At 72.3% G+C, this 21579-nt stretch carries 15 protein-coding genes; 9 read left to right on the top strand and 6 right to left on the bottom strand.

The genetic code is table 11. The annotated features are described in order from the left end of the window. Positions 1 to 75: 75 nt before the first annotated feature. From ACZ56L_RS29735 to ACZ56L_RS29715, 5 genes are all read left to right on the top strand, one after another. Positions 76 to 2031 (top strand): 2-oxoacid:acceptor oxidoreductase subunit alpha, encoded by a 1956-nt coding sequence (locus tag ACZ56L_RS29735; RefSeq protein ID WP_471067444.1) that lies wholly within the window; start codon positions 76 to 78, stop codon positions 2029 to 2031. Then, positions 2024 to 3103, top strand: a complete 1080-nt coding sequence (locus ACZ56L_RS29730; protein WP_401756833.1) for a 2-oxoacid:ferredoxin oxidoreductase subunit beta — start codon at positions 2024 to 2026, stop codon at positions 3101 to 3103. The genes ACZ56L_RS29735 and ACZ56L_RS29730 overlap by 8 nt, the downstream gene beginning before the upstream one ends. Before the next feature lie 226 nt (positions 3104 to 3329). Then, positions 3330 to 4250 (top strand): EamA family transporter RarD, encoded by a 921-nt coding sequence (rarD, locus tag ACZ56L_RS29725; protein ID WP_468686491.1) that lies wholly within the window; start codon positions 3330 to 3332, stop codon positions 4248 to 4250. Between the two features lie 364 nt (positions 4251 to 4614). Then, positions 4615 to 6216 carry a ribosomal protection-like ABC-F family protein gene (gene abc-f / locus ACZ56L_RS29720; protein WP_471067442.1) on the top strand — a complete coding sequence of 534 codons (1602 nt, stop codon included), beginning with the start codon at positions 4615 to 4617 and terminating at the stop codon, positions 6214 to 6216. 311 nt (positions 6217 to 6527) lie between these two features. After that, positions 6528 to 7883 carry a M28 family metallopeptidase gene (locus ACZ56L_RS29715; RefSeq protein ID WP_471067440.1) on the top strand — a complete coding sequence of 452 codons (1356 nt, stop codon included), beginning with the start codon at positions 6528 to 6530 and terminating at the stop codon, positions 7881 to 7883. An 88-nt stretch (positions 7884 to 7971) separates the two neighbouring features. Here the strand turns inward: ACZ56L_RS29715 and ACZ56L_RS29710 are convergent, their stop codons facing one another. The 5 genes from ACZ56L_RS29710 to ACZ56L_RS29690 form a co-directional block, all read right to left on the bottom strand. Continuing rightward, positions 7972 to 8562 (bottom strand): TetR/AcrR family transcriptional regulator, encoded by a 591-nt coding sequence (locus ACZ56L_RS29710; protein ID WP_345228994.1) that lies wholly within the window; start codon positions 8560 to 8562, stop codon positions 7972 to 7974. Between the two features lie 216 nt (positions 8563 to 8778). Then, complete coding sequence (locus ACZ56L_RS29705; protein WP_471067437.1) at positions 8779 to 9654, bottom strand: ABC transporter permease; 876 nt, start codon at positions 9652 to 9654, stop codon at positions 8779 to 8781. Continuing rightward, positions 9641 to 10672 (bottom strand): ABC transporter ATP-binding protein, encoded by a 1032-nt coding sequence (locus ACZ56L_RS29700; protein ID WP_471067435.1) that lies wholly within the window; start codon positions 10670 to 10672, stop codon positions 9641 to 9643. The genes ACZ56L_RS29705 and ACZ56L_RS29700 overlap by 14 nt, the downstream gene beginning before the upstream one ends. Before the next feature lie 27 nt (positions 10673 to 10699). Further along, positions 10700 to 11944 carry a LolA family protein gene (locus tag ACZ56L_RS29695; RefSeq protein ID WP_471067556.1) on the bottom strand — a complete coding sequence of 415 codons (1245 nt, stop codon included), beginning with the start codon at positions 11942 to 11944 and terminating at the stop codon, positions 10700 to 10702. 284 nt (positions 11945 to 12228) lie between these two features. Then, entirely contained in the window at positions 12229 to 13239 is a 1011-nt protein-coding gene (locus tag ACZ56L_RS29690; RefSeq protein WP_345228997.1) for a polyprenyl synthetase family protein, read from the bottom strand. Positions 13240 to 13467: 228 nt separating this feature from the next. Between ACZ56L_RS29690 and ACZ56L_RS29685 the strand changes: the two genes are divergently transcribed. From ACZ56L_RS29685 to ACZ56L_RS29670, 4 genes are all read left to right on the top strand, one after another. Beyond that, positions 13468 to 15000: a peptide MFS transporter gene (locus ACZ56L_RS29685; protein ID WP_345228999.1), complete on the top strand. Its 1533-nt coding sequence runs from the start codon at positions 13468 to 13470 to the stop codon at positions 14998 to 15000. 12 nt (positions 15001 to 15012) lie between these two features. Next, on the top strand, positions 15013 to 17004 hold the full coding sequence (locus ACZ56L_RS29680) for a CocE/NonD family hydrolase (protein ID WP_471067432.1): 1992 nt from the start codon (positions 15013 to 15015) through the stop codon (positions 17002 to 17004). Between the two features lie 319 nt (positions 17005 to 17323). After that, positions 17324 to 18562: a fumarylacetoacetase gene (gene fahA / locus ACZ56L_RS29675; protein ID WP_345229001.1), complete on the top strand. Its 1239-nt coding sequence runs from the start codon at positions 17324 to 17326 to the stop codon at positions 18560 to 18562. 72 nt (positions 18563 to 18634) lie between these two features. Further along, positions 18635 to 19306: a GOLPH3/VPS74 family protein gene (locus tag ACZ56L_RS29670; protein ID WP_468686377.1), complete on the top strand. Its 672-nt coding sequence runs from the start codon at positions 18635 to 18637 to the stop codon at positions 19304 to 19306. Positions 19307 to 19508: 202 nt separating this feature from the next. Here ACZ56L_RS29670 and recQ read toward each other — a convergent pair whose 3' ends face one another. Then, positions 19509 to 21542: a DNA helicase RecQ gene (gene recQ, locus ACZ56L_RS29665; RefSeq protein WP_471067552.1), complete on the bottom strand. Its 2034-nt coding sequence runs from the start codon at positions 21540 to 21542 to the stop codon at positions 19509 to 19511. Positions 21543 to 21579: the final 37 nt, after the last annotated feature.

Genomic DNA, 21579 nt, shown 5'->3' with positions numbered 1-21579 from the left:
CGGACGTAGGGTGGCCACGGGTGGCCGGTCGGCCGGCCGCCCCGGAACAGCCGCCTCTGAGGGAGGTCCAGTTCAGTGACCAGCCAGGTCAGTAGCCCGGCCGAGCAGGCCGACGGGAACGACGGGGACAACCGGCCCCCAGCAGGCGGGGACCAGCGGCCCCCGGCGCCCCCGGCAGCGAAGGAAGTCCGCCGCCTGGACCGGGTGATCATCCGCTTCGCGGGCGACTCCGGTGACGGCATGCAGCTCACCGGCGACCGCTTCACGTCGGAGACCGCGTCGTTCGGCAACGACCTGTCGACCCTGCCGAACTTCCCGGCCGAGATCCGCGCCCCCGCCGGCACCCTGCCCGGCGTCTCGTCGTTCCAGCTCCACTTCGCCGACCACGACATCCTCACCCCGGGCGACGCCCCGAACGTGCTGGTGGCGATGAACCCGGCCGCGCTGCGGGCGAACATCGCCGATGTGCCGCGCGGGGCCGAGATCATCATCAACACCGACGAGTTCACCAAGCGCCCGATGGCCAAGGTGGGGTACGAGACCTCCCCGCTGGAGGACGGCTCGCTGGACGGCTACAGCGTCCACCCGGTGCCGCTGACCACGCTGACGGTGGAGGCCCTGAAGGACTTCGGGCTCTCCCGCAAGGACGCGGGCCGCAGCAAGAACATGTTCGCGCTGGGCCTGCTGAGCTGGATGTACCACCGCCCCACCGAGGGCACGGAGGCGTTCCTGCGGCAGAAGTTCGCCAAGAAGCCCGACATCGCCGAGGCGAACGTGGCCGCGTTCCGGGCGGGCTGGAACTTCGGCGAGACCACCGAGGACTTCGCGGTGAGCTACGAGGTGGCCCCGGCCACCACCGCCTTCCCCCCGGGCACGTACCGCAACATCTCCGGGAACCTGGCCCTGGCGTACGGCCTGATCGCGGCCGGGCACCAGGCGGACCTGCCGCTCTACCTCGGCTCGTACCCGATCACCCCGGCCTCCGACATCCTGCACGAGCTCTCCAAGCACAAGAACTTCGGCGTACGGACCTTCCAGGCCGAGGACGAGATCGCCGCGATCGGCGCCGCGCTGGGGGCCGCGTTCGGCGGGCAGCTCGCGGTGACCACCACCTCGGGCCCCGGCGTCGCCCTGAAGTCCGAGACCATCGGCCTCGCGGTCTCCCTGGAGCTGCCGCTGCTCGTCGTGGCGATCCAGCGCGGCGGCCCGTCCACCGGGCTGCCCACCAAGACCGAGCAGGCGGACCTGCTCCAGGCCATGTACGGGCGCAACGGCGAGGCCCCGGTGCCGGTCGTCGCACCGCGCACGCCCGCCGACTGCTTCGACGCGGCGATCGACGCGGCGAGGATCGCGCTGACCTACCGCACCCCGGTCTTCCTGCTGAGCGACGGTTACCTGGCCAACGGCTCGGAGCCCTGGCGGGTTCCCGAGGTCGACGAACTCCCCGACCTGCGGGTGCGGTTCGCGACCGGCCCCAACCACACCCTGGCCGACGGCACCGAGGTCTTCTGGCCGTACAAGCGCGACCCGGAAACCCTGGCCCGCCCCTGGGCGGTGCCCGGCACCCCCGGCCTCGAACACCGCATCGGCGGCATCGAGAAGCAGGACGGCACCGGCAACATCTCCTACGACCCGGCCAACCACGACTTCATGGTCCGCACCCGCCAGGCCAAGATCGACGGCATCGCGGTCCCCGACGTCGAGGTCGACGACCCGGCGAACGCCCGCACCCTCGTCCTCGGCTGGGGCTCGACGTACGGCCCGATCACCGCCGCCGTACGCCGGCTGCGCGCGGAGGGCCGGCCCATCGCACAGGCCCACCTGCGCCACCTGAACCCCTTCCCGAGGAATCTCGAAGAGGTCCTGAGGCGTTACGACAAGGTGGTCGTCCCCGAGATGAACCTCGGCCAGCTCGCCACGCTGATCCGTGCCAAGTACCTCGTGGACGCACTCCCGTACAACCAGGTCAACGGAATGCCGTTCAAGGCCGAGCAGCTCGCAACGGCTCTCAAGGAGGCCATCGATGACTGAGACGACGACCCAGGAGCAGACCGGCAGGACACTCCTGTCACTGGTCCCGCGGGCCGAGGCGAAGCAGTCCATGAAGGACTTCAAGTCCGACCAGGAAGTGCGCTGGTGCCCCGGCTGCGGCGACTACGCGGTCCTCGCCGCCGTCCAGGGCTTCATGCCCGAACTCGGCCTGGCGAAGGAGAACATCGTCTTCGTCTCGGGCATCGGCTGCTCCTCCCGCTTCCCGTACTACATGAACACCTACGGGATGCACTCCATCCACGGCCGCGCCCCGGCCATCGCGACCGGACTGGCCTCCTCCCGCCGCGACCTGAGCGTCTGGGTCGTCACCGGCGACGGCGACGCACTGTCCATCGGCGGCAACCACCTCATCCACGCCCTGCGCCGCAACGTCAACCTCAAGATCCTCCTGTTCAACAACCGGATCTACGGCCTCACCAAGGGCCAGTACAGCCCCACCTCCGAGGTCGGCAAGATCACCAAGTCCACCCCGATGGGCTCGCTCGACGCCCCCTTCAACCCGGTGTCGCTCGCCATCGGCGCCGAAGCGTCCTTCGTCGCGCGCACCGTCGACTCCGACCGCAAGCACCTCACCGAGGTACTGCGCCAGGCCGCCGACCACCCGGGCACGGCGCTGGTGGAGATCTACCAGAACTGCAACATCTTCAACGACGGCGCCTTCGAGGTCCTCAAGGACAAGCAGCAGGCGGAGGAGGCGGTCATCCGGCTGACGCACGGCGAGCAGATCCGCTTCGGCGCGGAGGGCTCGAAGGGCGTCGTGCGCGACCAGCGGACCGGTGACCTGAAGGTCGTCGCGGTGACCGAGGAGAACCAGTCCCAGATCCTGGTCCACGACGCCCACTCGGCCTCCCCGACCACGGCCTTCGCACTCTCCCGGCTCGCCGACCCGGACACCCTGCACCACACCCCGATCGGCGTCTTCCGCTCGGTCGAGCGACCGGTGTACGACACGCTCATGGCGGACCAGTTGGACGCCGCGGTCGAGCGCGACGGCAAGGGCGACCTGGGGGCGCTCCTGGCAGGTAAGGACACCTGGACGGTCGTCGGCTGACCCCGTCCGCGCCTGGGGGCGTCCGGTCCGCGCGACCGGGCGCCCTTTCGTGCTTCCGGAAGCCGCCGGGCGGTCATGACCGTATCGCGGGACGGGCATGACATGCGGGGTCGGGCGGGCTTACCTTCGGACGTCAGGGTGTGTTTCGGGGCGGGAGGCCAGGCCGGTGGAGCAGGAGAAGAACGAACAGCGGACGGGATTGCTGTACGGGGTCGGGGCGTACGGGATGTGGGGCGTCGTCCCCCTCTTCTGGCCGCTGCTGAAGCCGGCCGGGGCGGTCGAGATCCTGGCGCACCGGATGGTGTGGTCCCTGGGCGTGGTCGTGATCGCCCTGCTCTTCGTACGGCGCTGGGCCTGGATCCGCGAACTGCTGCGCCGACCGGAGAAGCTGGGCCTGATAGCCCTGGCGGCGGCCGTCATCACCGTCAACTGGGGCCTGTACATCTGGTCGGTCAACTCCGGCCACGTGGTGGAGGCGTCGCTCGGCTACTTCATCAACCCCCTGGTCACCATCGCGATGGGCGTCCTGCTGCTGGGCGAACGGATGCGGCCCCTGCAGTGGACGGCGGTCGGGATCGGGGCGGCGGCGGTGCTGGTCCTGGCCGTCGGGTACGGGCAGCCGCCGTGGATCTCCCTGGTCCTGGCCTTCTCCTTCGCGACGTACGGCCTGGTCAAGAAGAAGGTGAACCTGGGCGGCCTGGAGTCGCTGGCCGCCGAGACCGCCGTGCTCTTCCTGCCCGCGCTGGGCTATCTGCTCTTCCTCGGCGCCTCGGGGGGTCTCGCCTTCGGCGGGCACGGGGTCGGGCACGCGTCGCTGCTGGTGGCGACGGGGCTGGTGACGGCGGTGCCGCTGGTCTGCTTCGGGGCGGCGGCGGTGCGGGTGCCGCTGTCCACGCTGGGGCTGCTGCAGTATCTGGCGCCGGTGTTCCAGTTCGTGCTCGGGGTCGTGTACTTCCGGGAGGAGATGCCGCTGGAGAGGTGGGCGGGGTTCGCGCTGGTGTGGCTGGCGCTGACGCTGCTGACGTGGGACGCGATCCGGACGGCCCGGAGGGCGCGGGCGGCGCGCGCACGGGCCCTGGCGGGACCCGCGCCGGCCGAGCCCGTCCCGGTCGCCGAACCGGGAGCGGTGGCGGGGCCCGGCCGGTAGGACGCGCCCGGGGACGGGGACGGCTGCCCGGAGGGCATGCCGTCAGGAGCGCGGGGAACCGCGCGACCAGCCACGACGCACCCGCACAGACAACGGCTCAGCCACCTCGCACCCGCACGTGCAACGCCTCACTCCCCCGCCCCCGGCGGGAAATGCGGGGGACAGATCCACACCCCCGCGCTAGCCTCGAAGCATGGCCAGGCACTTCTACTTCCTGTAATTCCTCCCGCGAACGCGCCGCACGCGGACACCCGTGCGCCGGGGTCGAAGGGTCTCACCCCTCCCCCGCCGCCCCCGCGTGCCCGCGCCCGCGTATCCGCACGAGGAATCGCAGCCCGTAGACACGCCTCCCCAGGGGACCTCCATGCCCGCCCAGCTCTCCCTCCACGCCGTCTCCAAGACCTTCGGCGACCGCACCGTCCTCGACCGCGTCGACCTCTCCCTGCGCCCCGGCGAGAAGGCCGCGGTCGTCGGCGAGAACGGTTCCGGAAAGACCACCCTCCTGCGCCTGATCGCCGGCGAGCTCGCCCCCGACGAGGGCGAGGTCACCGTCGCCTTCCCCGGCGGCGTCGGCCATCTCGCCCAGACCCTCGCCCTCCCCGGCCACCTCACCGTCCAGGACGCCGTCGACACCGCCCTCGCCGACCTGCGCGCGCTCGAAGCGGCGCTGCGCGCGGCGGAAGCAGACCTGACCGACGCCACCCTGGACGCCTACGGCGACCTCCTCGCCGCCTACCAGGACCGCGGCGGCTACGAGGCCGACGCCCGCGTCGACTCCGCCCTGCACCACCTGGGCCTGGCCCGGATCACCCGGGACCGCGCCCTCGGTTCCCTCTCCGGCGGCGAGCAGTCCCGGCTCGCGCTGGCCTGCGTACTGGCCGCCGACCCCGAACTCCTCCTCCTCGACGAGCCGACCAACCACCTCGACCGGCCCGCCACCGCCTGGCTGGAGGACCGGCTGCGCGCCCACCGCGGCACCGTCCTCGCGGTGACGCACGACCGGGCCTTCCTGGAGCGGGTCACCGACACCGTCTGGGAGGTGGACCGCGACCTGGCCACGGTCACCCGGTACGGCGACGGCTGGCAGGGCTACCGCGCCGCGAAGGCCGCCGCGCGGGCCCGCTGGGCGCAGGAGCACCAGCAGTGGACCGACGAACTGGCCTCCACCGAAGCCCTGGTGGCAGCCGCGGGCCAGCGGCTCGCCGCCACCGGCAAGGACCCCGGCCAGGGCTTCGGCAAGCACCGCAGGTCCAGCGAGGCCAAGCTGTCCGGCCGCGTGCGCGAAGCCCGCCGGCGCCTGGAGACGCTGCGGGCCCACCCCGTACCGGCCCCGCCCGTTCCGCTTTCGTTCCACGTGGAACTGCGGACGGCCGGGGAACAGCCGCCCACCGTGGCCGAGTTGCGGGACATCGTCGTCGCCGGCCGCCTCCACCTGCCCGAGCTGACCGTCAAGCCCGGCGAACGCCTGCTCGTCTCGGGCCCCAACGGCGCGGGCAAGTCCACGCTGCTGCGCGTGCTCGCCGGGGACCTCGCGCCGGACACGGGGACCGTCGTACGACCCGAGAACCTGGGACACCTGCACCAGGAACCCGACCGCTCCGACGACCGGCGGCCCCTGCTCGCCGCGTTCGCCGCCGGGCGGCCCGGCCTTCCCGAGGAGTACGCGGAGGAACTGCTCGCGCTCGGGCTGTTCCGGCCCGCCGATCTCTCCGTAGCGGTCTCGGCCCTGTCCGTCGGCCAGCGCCGCCGTCTGGAGCTGGCCCGGCTGGTGACACGGCCCGCCGACCTCCTCGTACTGGACGAGCCGACGAACCACATCGCGCTCGCCCTGGTGGAGGAACTGGAGCAGGCGCTGGCGGCGTATCCGGGCGCGGTGGTGGTCGTCTCGCACGACCGCCGCTTCCGGAGCGGATTCACGGGCACGGAGCTGGAGTTGGCGGACGGGCGGGTGGTGTCCGCGACGTGAGGGGCGGGTGATGTCCGCGACGTGAGGGGGGTGCCGGCCGGGCGCGTCGGATGCGCACCGACCGGTCGGCCCGGCGCCCGCCGCTCCCGCCGCCCGGGTCGCACGACGCCCCGCGCGGCCGTTCCCGATCATCCCGTTCCGCTATCCGAACACACCTGACCGGAACCCGCTCTTGACGGTGACACGAACTCTCGCTGAACATCAGCACGCACAGCGCACGCGTCACCGCTCAACTGCCGTACCAGACCCACCTGTTCGGCCAGTTCTCGTACGTTTCCGTCCCGTCCCCGTTCGGAATCCGGAGCCCCCACATGACGCTCTCCGCCTTCACCCGCAGCAGATCCGGCACGCCCCGGCCCGGCGCCCTGCGCGTCGCGGCCGTGTCCGCGCTCGCCGTGACCGGTCTGCTCGCCACCACCGCCGGTGCGACCGCAGCGGCGCCCGCTCCCACCCGCACGACGGCGGCGGTCGCCGCCCCCGACATCCCGCTCGCCAACGTCAAGGCGCACCTCTCCCAGTTCTCCCAGATAGCCGCCGCCAACGGCGGCAACCGCGCGCACGGCCGCGCCGGTTACAAGGCGTCCATCGACTACGTGAAGGCCAAGCTGGACGCGGCCGGGTTCACCACCTCGGTGCAGACCTTCACCGCCAGCGGCGCCACCGGCTACAACCTGATCGCCGACTGGCCGGGCGGCGACCCGAACAAGGTCCTGATGGCCGGCGCGCACCTGGACTCCGTGTCCTCCGGGGCCGGGATCAACGACAACGGGTCCGGCTCCGCAGCCGTCCTGGAGGCCGCGCTCGCCGTCTCCCGCGCCCAGTTGAAGCCGGACAAGCACCTGCGTTTCGGCTGGTGGGGCGCGGAGGAGCTGGGACTGATCGGCTCGAAGGCGTACGTCAACGGCCTCCCGTCGACCGAGCGCGCGAAGTTCGCGGGCTACCTCAACTTCGACATGATCGGCTCGCCGAACCCGGGCTACTTCGTCTACGACGACGACCCGGCCATCGAGAAGACCTTCAAGGACTTCTACACGGGCCTGGGCGTGCCGACCGAGATCGAGACCGAGGGCGACGGCCGCAGCGACCACGCCAGCTTCAAGAACGTCGGCATTCCGGTCGGCGGCCTGTTCACCGGGGCCAGCCGGACCAAGTCGGCGGCGCAGGCGCAGAAGTGGGGCGGCACCTCCGGCCAGGCCTTCGACCGCTGCTACCACTCCTCGTGCGACAGCCTGACGAACATCAACGACACCGCCCTGGACCGCAACAGCGACGCGATCGCGCACGCGCTGTGGACCCTGTCGGCGGGCGGCACCACTCCCCCGGGCACGGACTACGAGAACACCACCCCGGTGGCGATCCCCGACGCCGGCGCGGCCGTGACCTCGTCGATCGCCGTCGCGGGCCGCACCGGCAACGCGCCCGCCACGCTCAAGGTGTCGGTGAACATCAAGCACACCTACCGCGGCGACCTGGTCCTCGACCTGCTCGCCCCGGACGGGACCGCGTACCGGCTGAAGAACTCCGGCAGCGACTCGGCGGACGACATCGTGGCGACGTACACGGTGAACGCCTCCAGCGAGGCGGCGAACGGGACGTGGAAGCTGCGCGTCCAGGACGTCGCGGCGCAGGACACCGGCACGCTGAACAGCTGGAAGCTCACCTTCTGAGCCGCATGAGCCGGCGAACCGGGCGGGCCGCCCGGTGACCCGAGCACGACACTGAACCCTGCCGCCCCCGACGCGCGACACGACCGCGTCAGGGGCGGCAGTCCAGCGTCCGCAGCACGTGGTCGACCAGCTCCGCCATCCGCTCGGCGGTGTGCGCCGGTTTGCGCAGGGCGTACCGGTAGTAGAGCGGGCCGTAGAGCAGCTCGACCGCCAGCTCCAGGTCGGCGTCCGCGGACAGCCGGCCCTGCCGCTGGGCGCTCTTGAGACGGTTCACGGCGGCGGTGAAGCGCGGAGTGATGAATTGTTCGTGAACGGCCGCGGTGAGCTCCGGGTCGTGGTGCAGCTCCGAGAGGATGCCGATGTACGCCGGTCCGAAGGGCGGTGTGGTCAGCAGCCGGACCACGCCGGTCATCTGCGCGTAGAGGTCGGCGGCGAGGTGGCCGGTGTCCGGGAACGGCGCGTGCGAGTCGGTGCGCTGGGCCAGGGCCTCCAGCAGGACGAAGCCTTTCGAGGGCCACCAGCGGTAGATCGTCTTCTTGCTGACGCCCGCCCGGGCGGCGATCGCCTCGACCGTGACTCCGACGTATCCCTTCTCCGTGCACAGCTCGATGGCTGCCGCGAGGATCGCCTGCCGGGACCGCTCGCTGCGCCGTTGCGGGTTGGGAGGCGTCGCGCTCACGCGGGGAGTGTATCCGGGCGGCGGTACGACGCGTATTGACAGCGGAAGGACGGACTCCAACAATAGCGAACCGAGGGGGAACGGTCCGTGTCGTGTCGAGCCGCATCGGGGGACGGCTCGGCACGGCACAGGCTCAGGGCCGGTCCCGTACGCCGGAGGGGAGTGTGCGGGCCCGGCCCGCTCCCCCTCCGGCCCTCCTCGCCTCCGGGGCGCGGCTCAGACCGTGATGTCCCGGCCGGTGAACCGCGCCCACGCAGCCGAGCCGAACACCGCCGCGTACACGCCCTGCATCGCGAGGTTCTTCCCCAGCTCGTCCCAGTGGACCGGCTCGCGCAGCAGGTCCGCGAAGGACAGCCAGTAGTGCGGGAAGAGGTAGGGGCCGAGCGCGTCGAGCTGCGGGATCGTGTCGAGGATCTGGACGGTGATCAGCAGCCCGACGGTGGCCGCCATGGCCGCGATGCCGCTGTTGGTCAGCGTCGAGACGAACAGCCCGATGGCCGCGAACCCGGTCAGCGAGACGGCGACGGCCACGGCGACCGCCAGGGCCCGCAGCAGCCCCTCCCCGAAGCCGATCGGCACCCCGGAGATCGTCATCACCTCGCCGACCGGGAACAGCAGTGCCCCCACCGCGAGCGCGGACGCCGCCACCACCAGGGTCGCGACCAGGCAGAACACCAGGGTGGTCGCGTACTTGGCGAGCAGCAGCCGCGTCCTTCCGGCGGGTGCGACCAGCAGGTAGCGCAGGGTCCCGGCATGCGCCTCACCGGCGATCGCGTCGCCCGCGACGACACCGACGGCCATCGGCAGGAACACCGGCAGCGTGGCGGCGAGCGCGGCGAAGACCAGGAAGAGCCCGTTCTGGGTGATCTGCGAGAAGAAGGCGGGCCCGTCGCCACCGCCGCCGGACTCCGGGGAGCCGCTGGACTCCACCTTGATCGCGATGCCGATCAGTACGGGCACGCCGGCCAGCACGACCAGCAGCACCAGGGTGCGCCAGCGCCGGAAGGTCATTGCGAGCTCGGACCGCAGCAGCCCGAACGTCCACAGCGGGCTCACCCTCCGCTCCCGGGTCGCCGTCTCAGCCCGCGACATCGAAGCCCTCCCCGGTCAGCGCGACGAACGCGTCCTCCAACGAGGCCCGCTCGGCCCCGAACCCGGTGACCCGCACCCCGGCGTGCACCAGGGCGGCGTTCAGCTCCGCGAGCCCGGACGCCTCGGACCCGGACGCCCCCGCACCGGGCCCGGGCCCCGGGAGGCTGCCGGTGACCCGTCCCTCCTCCGCCTCCACGTCCGTCACCCCGTGCTCCTTGAGCACCCGCACCGTCTCGCCCGGGTCGGGGGTGGTGACCACGAGCCGTCCCCGCGCGCCCGCCGCCAGCTCGGCGACCGGCCCCTGGACGACCAGCCGCCCCTTCGCCATCACCGCGGCGTGCGTGCACACCTGCTCGATCTCGTCGAGCAGGTGGGAGGAGAGGAAGACGGTGGTGCCCTCACCGGCCAGCTCCCGCACCAGGGCGCGGATCTCCCGCATCCCCTGCGGATCGAGGCCATTGGTCGGCTCGTCGAGAACCAGCAGGTCACGGGGGTGGAGCAGGGCGGCGGCGAGGCCGAGCCGCTGCTTCATGCCCAGCGAGTACGCCCGCGCCTTCTTTCCGGCCGCGGGCGTCAGCCCGACCCGGTCCAGGGCCGCCGCCACCCGCGCCCCGCGGGTGCGCGGGTCGGCGGTGGGGTCGGCGCTGTCGTACCGCAGGAGGTTGTCGCGGCCGGACAGGAACCCGTACGGCGCGGGCCCCTCGATGAGCGCTCCGACCTTCGGCAGTACGGTCCTGGCGGCGGCCGGCATGGGCCGCCCCAGCACCCGGGCCGTGCCGGAGGTCGGTTCGATCAGCCCCATCAGCATGCGGATGGTGGTGGTCTTCCCCGAGCCGTTGGGCCCGAGGAAGCCGAAGACGCTCCCGGCGGGGACGGACAGGTCGAGCCCGTCGACGGCGAGCTGCCCACCACGGAACCGCTTGGTGAGCCCCCGGGTCTCGATCACCGGTCCGCCGCGGGCCGGGACCCGTTCGTCCCCGCCCGCCGCTCCTTCCGCCGACGGCGGCCCGTCCCCCATCCGATCCCCACTCCTCCCGCGTCGGGCCTACTTGGCCTCGTTGGCCGCCTTCACCAGGGCGTCCTTGGTGACCGCGCCGACGAACACCCGGCCGTCGTCCGTCATCAGGGCGTTGACCAGGCGGGTCGAGAAGACACGGCCCTCGCCGAACGAACCGGAGACCTTGGCGCCGAGCGAGTCCATCAGGCCCTGGGCCTGCGGCGGCAACTGGTCCTTGCCCTTGCTCCCGGCGGGCGCGGCGTTCTTGGCGCCGAGCTGGGCCACCGAGGTCCAGCCCTCGCCGATGACCTTGACGTCACCGGGGCCGCCCCTGCCGAGCTCCTTGCCGAGGCCGAAGTCCGGTGCGCCCTTGTCGTTCCGGTGGTTCTTCGGGCCGTCCAGCTTGTCGGCCTCGGTGACCTTCGCGCCCTTGGGCGGCGTGAAGTCGAAGGTGCCCGCGGCCGGCGCGGCGAAGTCGATCTTGGTGAAGCCCGCCTCGACGACCGGCTTGCCGCCGTCGGTGGACAGCAGCGTGAACTTCAGCGGCGTCCCCGTCCGCGCGTCCACCGCGACCCGTATGTCGGAGACCGTGGAGCCGGACTGCTTGGGCTTCACGCTGAGCTGGTAGGCGTCCCGGCCGGCCACCTGCGCGGTGCCGTCGACGGTGACCGAGGTGTCCTTCCCGGCCATCTTCAGCGCCTGCTCGGCGAACTCCTTGGGCGTGGCCGGCGCCCCCTCGGGCAGCTTCTGCCGCTTGCCGGGCCTGGCGGCGTCCGAGGACTTGGGGGCCTTGGCGTGGAAGGCCTCGTTGGAGGCGCTGTCGTACGCCCAGACCTCGTCGCCGTTGTGGATGAGGCTGTACTCGGCGGCGTCGTCCAGGATCGAGACCTTCTGCCGCTCCGGGCCGTCGGCCGCGACGCGCAGCGTGTGCGTGCCCGAGACGAGCTTGGTGAGCTGGGCCTGCGGGTCGGCTCCGGAGCCCTTGCCCTTGGCGCCCTCGGCCCCGCCGAACTGCTTGGCGAGCCCGTCCAGGTTCGGCAGGCCGAGATCCGTGGTGATCTTGACGTTGCCGGAGAGCTGCTCGGTGTCGGACGCGGCGATCTTCTCGATGAGCTGCTGGGCGGTGAGCTGCGGCAGGTCAGGGTCCCCCGCGCTGGCGAGGGCCGGGACGAGCCCGATGGTCGCCGCCGCGACGCCCGCCACCGCGACCGGCACGACGTACCGCGCGGCCCTGCGGCGGCGCACTCCGCCCGTGGTGTCCGTGGTGCTCCGAGCCGTGTCGTTCGGTGCCATGCCGTTCGGTGCCATGTGTGCTCTACCTCCGTGGTTGGCGGCCGTGTTACTGCCGTGTTCCCCTGCGCCCCTCCATCAGACCAAATCACCGGCCGCGATACGTCAACCCCCGGCACCAACCTCACGTACACCCACGGGATGACAGAAGCCACCCGCTTCTCCCCCGCCAGGGGGTACAGAAAACAGGTGGCTCCTACAGCGTTCCCGCCCGGTCCATGGTCTCTCCGGGTTGCCGCGCGGCCTTCCCGGGCGTCCTCACGGCCGCCGCGACCGGCCCCGCGCCCTCACCCCGCCCGGTGCACCACCGCGTCGCACAGCTCTGCCAGCGCCGACTTCGCGTAGCAGTCCGGCAGCGGGGCCAGCGCCGCCCTGGCCTCCTCCGCGTACCGCACGGTGTCCCGCCTGGCCTGCGCGAGGGCGGGGTGCACCCGCAGCCGGCGCAGCACCTCCGCCAGCTCCGCGTCGCCCGACAGGTCCCCGTCGAGCAGCTCGCACAGCTCGACGTCCTCGGGCCGCCCCTGCGCAGCGGCCATCGCCCGCAGGTGCAGCACCGGCAGGGTGGGGATGCCCTCGCGCAGGTCGGTGCCGGGGGTCTTGCCGGACTCGTGGCTGTCGCTGGCGATGTCCAGCACGTCGTCGGCGAGCTGGAAGGCGGTGCCGAGCCGCTCCCCGTACTGCGTCAGGATGTCGACGACGCTCTCGTCGGCGCCCGAGATCATCGCGCCGAAGCGGCAGGAGACGGCGACCAGCGAGCCGGTCTTGCCGGACATGACGTCCAGGTAGTGCTCGATCGGGTCGCGCCCGTCGCGCGGGCCCGCCGTCTCCAGGATCTGGCCGGTGACCAGGCGTTCGAACGCCTCCGCCTGGATGCGTACGGCCTCCGGCCCCAGGTCGGCGAGGATGTGCGAGGCGCGGGCGAACAGGAAGTCCCCGGTGAGGACCGCGACCGAGTTGCCCCAGCGCGAGTTCGCGCTCGGCACCCCGCGCCGCACGTCCGCCTCGTCCATGACGTCGTCGTGGTACAGCGTCGCCAGGTGGGTCAGCTCGACCACCACCGCCGACGGCACGATGCCCGGCGCGTACGGGTCGCCGAACTGCGAGGACAGCATCACCAGGAGCGGCCGGAAACGCTTGCCGCCCGCGCGGACGAGGTGCTGCGCGGCCTCCGTGATGAACGGCACCTCGCTCTTGGTCGCGTCGAGGAGCCCCTCCTCGACGGCGGCCAGTCCGGTCTGGACATCGGTCTCAAGAGCCTGGTCCCGCACGCTCAGTCCGAACGGCCCGACGACGGTCACGAGGGTTACTCCTGTCTGCTGACGATCAAACGGATTGTCGATCTGTCGCTGGCATCACTCAACAAGTCAGCCTATCCCGTCGACTTTCGATCACCGAGGCCCCCGCCCTGTTGCCCGCACCACCGTCCGAGGCCGGCCGCGCCCCCGCGCCGTCCCCGGGCACGGTCCGAAGCACACCGGTATGTTCGTGGAGAGCCGATACGACCGGGAGAGAGCCCTTTGTCCCCCATGGAGCCCGACCCCCAGCCCGACGCGTCCCGCCCCTCCGGCCCGGCGGCCGGCCCCCGGGACGCGCAGCCGCCCCCGGGTGACGACACCGCCTTCTTCGGCCAGCCGAAGGGCCTGATGACCCTGTCCGGCCTGGAGGTGTGGGAGCGCTTCTCCTTCCTGGGCATGCAGGCGATCCTGGTGCTCTACTTCGCGGCCGCCGTCGCGGACGGCGGCATGGGCGTGGACCCGGGCAACGCGGCCTCCCTCGGCGCGGCCTACGGCACCCTCGTCTACCTGGTGTCCGTGGCCGGCGGCTGGCTCGCCGACCGCATCCTCGGCTCCTACCGGGCCGTGCTGTGGGGCGGCGTCCTGATCGCCTGCGGCCACTACGCGATGGCCGTGCCCACCGACGCCTTCACCTGGATCGGCCTCGGCCTGATCAGCGCCGGCACCGGCCTGCTCAAGCCCAACGTCGCCAACATGGTCGGCAAGCTCTACCGGACCGCCGACGAGCGCCGCGACGCCGGATTCGCCCTCTACTACATGGGCATCAACATCGGCGCCTTCCTCGGCCCCCTGGTCACCGGCTGGCTCGCCGACCACCGGGGCTGGCACTGGGGCTTCTCGGCCGCCGCGATCGGCATGACGCTGGGCCTGGTCCAGTACGTCACCGGCCGCCGCCACCTCGCGGGCCGCAAGGACCGCGCGGAGTTCGCGCTGCCGCCGCAGAAGATGCGCGGCGCCGTCCGCGTGATCGTCGCCGGCCTGGTCGTGGTGGCCGCCGTCTGCACGCTGCTCGCGCTGGCCGGCTGGCTGACGATGGACCGCTTCGTGGACGTCCTCACGCTGATCTCGGTGATCGCGCCGGTGGTCTACTTCGCGGTGATGTTCCGCAGCCCCCGGGTGACGGCCGAGGAGAAGGGCCGGCTGCGGCCGTACGTCGTCCTGTTCCTGGCGTCCGTGGCGTTCAACTTCATCCTGTTCCAGGCGTACTCGACGATGATGCTGCTCGCGGCGTCGAACACCGAGACGCACCTCCTCGGCTTCGACTTCCCGGTCAGTTGGTACGCGTCCGCGCTCGGCGCCTTCGAGGTCGCGCTGGCCCCCGTGGTCGCCGCCGTGTGGGTGCGGATGGGCAAGCGCCAGCCGCACGCCTCCAACAAGATCGCCATCGGGGTGGTGCTGGGCGGCCTGTCCTTCCTCCTGATGGTCCTGCCCACCTCCGGGCACGCCGACGACACGTACAGGATGGCCGCCTGGTGGATCGTCGGCTCGTACCTGCTGCTCGGACTCGGCGACATCCTGCTCCAGACGTCCGGCATGTCCGCCACCACCAAGCTCGCGCCGAAGGCCTTCGCCAGCCAGACCATGGCGCTCTGGTTCCTCTCCCTCGCGCTCGCCAACGGCATCCAGGCCCAGACCGTCAAGCTCTACGGCCAGGTCTCCAACCCCGTGTACTTCGGCGTCAACGGCGCCGTCGCGGTCGTCTGCGGCCTCGCGGTCGTCGCCGCCGCCCCCTGGCTCAAGCGCACCATGCACCCCGTTCACTGAGGCGGCCTCCCGATGCACATACGCACTGCCTTCCCGTACGAAACGACCTGCGAGGACGTGACGGTCCCGCTGGCCGACGGCACCCGCCTGTACGCCCGGATCTGGCGTCCGGTGACCGAGGAGCCGGTGCCGGCGATCCTCGAATACCTCCCCTACCGGCTCAGCGACTGGACCGCGCCCCGCGACTGGCAGCGCCATCCCTGGTACGCGGGCCACGGCTACGCGTCCGTGCGCGTGGACGTGCGCGGCCACGGCAACAGCGAGGGCCTGCCCGGCGACGAGTACGACGCCCAGGAGCTCAGCGACGGCGTCGAGGTCGTCGACTGGCTCGCCGCCCAGCCCTGGTGCACCGGCAAGGTGGGCATGTTCGGCATCTCCTGGGGCGGCTTCAACTCGCTCCAGATCGCGGCCCTCGCCCCCGAGCCCCTGAAGGCGGTCGTCACCGTCTGCTCCGCCGACGACCGCTACGACAACGACGTGCACTACATGGGCGGCTCCGTGCTCGCCGTGGACATGCACGCCTGGGCGGCCACCATGCTCGCCTTCGTCTGCCGCCCGCCGGACCCGGCGCAGGTCGGCGACGGGTGGAAGGACAGGTGGCGCGAGCGCCTGGACGCGGTCGACCCCTTCATCCACACCTGGCTCGCGCACCAGACCCGGGACGACTACTGGAAGCACGGCAGCGTATGCGAGGACTACGCGGCGATCGACGCCGCCGTGCTCGCGGTGGGCGGCTGGCACGACCCGTACCGGGACACGGTGCTGCGCCTGGTCGAGCACCTCGATCCCGGCCGGGTGCGCGGACTGATCGGCCCGTGGTCGCACCAGTACCCCGACCGCGGCCTGCCGCCGGGACCGGCGATCGGCTTCCTCCAGGAGACCCTGCGCTGGTGGGACCAGCACCTCAAGGGCGAGGAGACCGGGGTGATGGCCGAGCCCCTGCTCCGCTCCTGGATCAGCGAGTCCCACCCGCCCGCGACGACCTACCCCGAACTGCCGGGCCGCTGGGTCGGCGACACCGCCTGGCCGTCCCCGCTGGTCACTCCGGTGACGTACGGGCTCCAGGGGCCGCCCGTGATCGTGGACTCGCCGATGCACACGGGACTGGACGCCGGGCGCTTCTTCCCCTTCGGCAACGACTCCGACCTGCCGCCGGACCAGCGCGAGGAGGACGCCAGGTCGGCCTGCTTCGACTTCCCCGTCACGCGGGCGCCGATCGAGGTCCTGGGCCGGGCGAAGGTGCGGCTGCGGCTGACCGTGGACGTGCCGCGCGGCCAGGCGATCGCGCGGGTCTGCGACGTCGCCCCCGATGGTTCGTCCACGCTGGTCACCCGGGGTGTCCTCAACCTCTCCGCCCGCAACGGCCGGGACCGCGCGGAGGCGTGGCGGCCGGGGGCGACGGAGGACGTGGAGTTCGAGCTGAACGGCATCGGCCACACCTTCCCGCCGGGCCACCGCGTGCGCCTGTCGGTCTCCTCGGCGTACTGGCCGTGGATCTGGCCGCAGGCCGGCTCGGCGGGCTTCGTCCTGGACCCGGCGGGCTCGTCGCTGGAGCTTCCGGTGCGCGAGCACACCGAGCACCCGGAGATCCGCTTCGAGGAGCCGGAGCAGTCGGCTCCGCTGAACGTCGTGTTCCCCGCCGACCCGGACCAGCGGCCGGAACGCCTGGTCGTACGGGACGTGGCCAAGGGCGAGTGGAAGCTGGAGGTCGACCCGCGCTACGGCGGCACCCGCGTCTACCCCGACGGCCTCGAATTCACCGAGGACGCCCTGGAGACGTACACGATCGACGAACGGGACCCCCTGTCGGCCCGCACCCGTTCCGACTGGACGATCCGCCTGCGCCGCCCGGACCTGGCCTGGGACACGGAGGTGGTGACCCGCTCCGAGATCACCTGCGACGCGTCGGACTTCCTGACGTACGACGAGGTGACCTGCAAGGAGGGCGGCGAGGTCCTCTTCCACCGGGTGTGGGAACGCCGGATTCCGCGCACGGCGGGCTGACCCCGGCCCCCGGCACGTCCTCCGTCGGCGGTGCGGCCGGCCCGCCGCACCGGGTCCGGGGGCCCGTGCACCTCGAAGGGGAAGCCGAACAGGGCGAGGTGGAGCGCGAGTTCGTCCGGGGAGCCGGTGGCCGGGAGGTCCGTCCGGCATCCGGTGGTCGGCGTCCGGTTCGGCCGACGGGTCGCCGCAGGTCAACGCCCCGCGCCGCCGTGCCATTAACCGGCCGTTTCGGGACATCACGAACTCTTCCGCCCCTGCCGTCGCTCGCCCCGCCCACGTAACGTGTGTTCCAACGACCTGGAAAGCGAGGCAGCACCCCATGCCCGAGCAGTCCCCGCTCACGTCAGCGCTCGACATCGCCGAGGGCGACCCCTTCGGCCCGCACAACCTCCCCTACGGCGTGTTCTCCACCGCGGACGCGCCGGAGCGCCGCCGCGTCGGTGTCCGGATCGGCAACCACGTGCTGGACGCGGGCGCCGCCGCCCTCGCGCTCGGCTCCCCGTACGCCCAACTCCTGGCCCAGCCCTCCCTGAACCCGCTGCTCGCGGCGGGCCGCACCGCCTGGCGCGACGTGCGCCGCGCGCTCACCGCGTGGGTCACCAGCCCCGCGCACCGCGAGGACATAGAGCCGCTGCTGCACCCGCTGGACGCGGTCACGCTGCACCTGCCGTACGAGGTCGCCGACTACGTCGACTTCTACGCGAGCGAGAACCACGCGACCAACGTCGGCCGCATCTTCCGCCCGGACGGCGACGCGCTGACCCCCAACTGGAAGCACCTGCCGATCGGTTACCACGGCCGGTCCGGCACCGTCGTGGTCTCCGGGACGGACGTGGTCCGCCCCTCGGGCCAGCGCAAGGCCCCGGCGGACGCGGCTCCGGTCTTCGGCCCCTCGGTGAAGCTGGACATCGAGGCGGAGGTCGGCTTCCTCGTCGGCACGCCGTCGGAGCTGGGGAAGCCGGTCGGGCTCGGGGAGTTCCGGGACCACGTCTTCGGACTCTCGCTGCTCAATGACTGGTCGGCGCGGGACCTCCAGGCGTGGGAGTACGTGCCGCTGGGCCCCTTCCTCGGGAAGTCCTTCGCCACCTCGGTCTCCGCGTGGGTGACGCCGCTGGAGGCCCTGGAGGAGGCGCGGGTCGCGCTGCCGCCGCGGGACGTCCCGGTACTGCCGTACCTGGACGACTCCGACGACGAGGAGGCGGGCGGCTTCGACCTGCGGATCTCCGTCGCCGTCAACGGGGTCGTCGTCTCCGAGCCGCCGTTCTCGGGCATGTACTGGTCGGCGGCGCAGATGCTGGCGCACATGACGGTCAACGGCGCGTCGCTGCGGACCGGGGACCTGTACGGGTCCGGGACCGTCAGCGGTGCGCAGACCGGGCAGCGGGGCTCGCTGCTGGAGCTGACCTGGAACGGCACCGAGCCGCTGGAACTGCCCACCGGCAAGCGGACGTTCCTGGAGGACGGCGACGAGGTCACGCTCACCGCGTGGGCGCCGGGCCCGGACGGTACGAAGGTCGGTCTCGGCGAGGTCACCGGGCGGATCGTGGGGCGGGGCTGAACGGCCCTCCGGCGGGGAATCCTGGAGTTCCGCAGGAACTCCCCTGCCCTCGGCCCCCGGGAGGCTGACGCCGTGAACGCACCCCTTCCCCACCTCTCCCTCGCGGAGGAACTCCTCCTGCTCGGACTGCACCCGCAGAAGGGCTCGACCCGTCTCATGGGCTCCTACGTCGAGTACGGGATCGCCGGGGCCGTGCTGGCCGAACTCGCCCTGGCGGGCTGCGTGGTGGAGGAGCGGGGCCGGGTGCACGTCCGCAACCCGGTCCTGCCGCCGGGCGCCGACCCGGTGCTGGTGGAGGTGCTGGAGAGGCTCGGTCCGCCGGGGAAGGCGCACCGGGACGCGGTCCGCACCTCGCACTTCGTACGGCGCTCCGGACGGACGGTCATGGGCCGCTGTCTGGACCGCCTGGTCGAACGGGGCGTGCTGCGGCGGGAGTCGAAGAAGGTGTGGGGCGTCTTCCCGGTGGTCCGCCACCCGGCGGCCGGCCAGGACTTCTCGGCGGTGGTGCACCAGCGGCTCGCCGACGCGTCGGCGGCGGGCTTTCCCGGCCACCGCGACCGGCTCCTGGGCGCGTTCCTGTACGCGACCGGGCTCGTCGGACGCCGCTTCCCGGGGCGGGAGGGGCGGGCCCTGCGGGCGCGGGTACGGGACTTCTGCCACCGGGAGTGGACCGCGAGGGCGGTCCGGAAGGCGGTCCAGAGCGATCAGGCGTCGGGGGGCGGGGACGGCGGCGGAGGCGAGTGACCGCCGCTTCCGGGCGGGAGGGGTCGGGCCGCCGCCTTCGCCCTGTGTGTCCTGTGTCCGTGCGGGTGGGGTGTGGTTCCCCTTCCGTGCGGGGGGGGGTTGCGGGTTCCCTGCGGAGGCGTCGTGGCTGGTCGCGCGGTTCCCCGCGCCCCAAGGGGGGCATGCCCTCCGGGCCGCCCCCCCCGGCCCCGGAGGGCTCCGCTCAGTCCTCCGGCGGCGGTTCCATGTCCCAGTCGGGCTCGGGCTCCGTGTCCCAGGCCGACTCGGGTTCCGCCGAGCGGGCCGGGGCCGGGGCGTGAGCCGGAGCAGGGGTGGGAGCCGGGACCGGGGCGGGAGCCCCCGTGGGGCCGTCCAGCCCCGACAGCACGCCCAGTACGCCCTCCCCGAACGTCGTCAGCTTCTTCTCGCCCACGCCGCCGATCGCCCCCAGCTCCGCCAGCGAGGACGGCCGCCGCACCGCGATCTCCTGGAGCGTCGCGTTGTTGAAGACCACGTACGGCGGCATCCCCAGCTCCTTCGCCTGCGCCGTCCGCCAGGACCGCAGCGCCTCGAAGACCGGCGCCGCGTCCGCCGGCAGGTCCGCCACCGCGGCCGCCGCCTTCGCCTTCCGCTCGGACCGGTCGGCCCGCGCCACCGCCACCTTCTTCGGCTCCTTGCGCAGCCGCACCTGACGCTCGCCGCCCAGCACCGACCCGCTGGACTCCGTCAGGACCAGCGTCCCGTACTCGCCCTCCACCGCCAGCAGTCCCTGCGCCAGCAACTGCCGCACCACGCCCCGCCATTCGGACTCGGCGAACTCCTGCCCCACCCCGAACACCGAGAGCTGATCGTGGTCGAACTGGATGACCTTCGCCGTCTTCTTCCCGAGCAGGATGTCGATGATCTGTCCCGCCCCGAACTTCTGCCTGCGCTCCTGCTTCAGCCGCCACACCGTCGACAGCACCTTCTGCGCGGGCACCGTCCCGTCGAGCGTCTCCGGCGGATTCAGGCAGGTGTCGCAGTTGCCGCACTTCTCCGGTGCGCCCTCCTGCCCGAAGTAGGCGAGGAGCTGGCCGCGCCGGCACTCCGCCGTCTCGCAGAGCGCCAGCATCGCGTCCAGGTGGGAGGCGGCCCGGCGGCGGAACGCCTCGTCGCCCTCGCCGCTCTGGATCATCTTCCGCTGCTGGACGACGTCCTGGAGGCCGTACGCCATCCAGGCCGTGGAGGGCGCCCCGTCACGGCCCGCACGACCGGTCTCCTGGTAGTACCCCTCCACCGACTTCGGCAGGTCCAGGTGGGCGACGAAGCGCACGTCCGGCTTGTCGATGCCCATCCCGAAGGCGATCGTCGCGACCACCACCAGACCCTCCTCGCGCAGGAAGCGGGCCTGGTTGCGGGCGCGGGTGCCCCCGTCGAGACCCGCGTGGTACGGGATCGCCTCGATGCCCTGCTTGCAGAGGAAGTCCGCCGTCGCGTCCACCGACTTGCGGGAGAGGCAGTAGACGATCCCCGCGTCGCCCGCGTGCTCCTCCTTCAGGAAGGCCAGGAGCTGCTTCTTCGGGTCGACCTTCGGGACGATCCGGTACTGGATGTTCGGCCGGTCGAAGCTCGCCACGAAGTGCTTGGCGTCCGGCATGCCCAGGCGGGCGGTGATCTCCTGGTGCGTCGCCGCCGTCGCGGTCGCCGTCAGGGCGATGCGCGGCACGTCCGGCCAGCGCTCGCCCAGTACGGACAGGGCCAGGTAGTCGGGACGGAAGTCGTGGCCCCAGGAGGCCACGCAGTGCGCCTCGTCGATGGCGAAGACGGAGATCCTGCCGCGGGCCAGCAACGACAGCGTCGAGTCCAGCCGCAGCCGCTCCGGGGCCAGGTAGATCAGGTCCAGTTCGCCCGCCAGGAACTCCGCCTCGACCGTGCGCCGCTCGTCGAAGTCCTGGGTCGAGTTCATGAAGCCGGCCTTCACGCCGAGCGCCCGCAGCGCGTCGACCTGGTCCTGCATCAGCGCGATCAGCGGCGAGATCACCACGCCCGTGCCCGGCCTGACCAGGGACGGGATCTGGTAGCAGAGGGACTTTCCGCCGCCGGTCGGCATCAGGACGACCGCGTCGCCGCCGCCCACCACCTGGTCGATGACCGCCGCCTGCTCACCGCGGAACGCGTCGTACCCGAAGATCCGGTGCAGCGTGCGCAGGGCATCACTCTCCGCGACTCCCACGCCTCCCCCGGCCCCGGCCGCCGTCTGTGTCCCGTCCACGTCCATCACTCCGCTCGCCCCACTCATCGCGTTCATCGCACCC

The organism is Streptomyces sp. NPDC039736, assembly GCF_055596485.1.
This window is presented reverse-complemented; position numbering and strand designations above follow the sequence as displayed.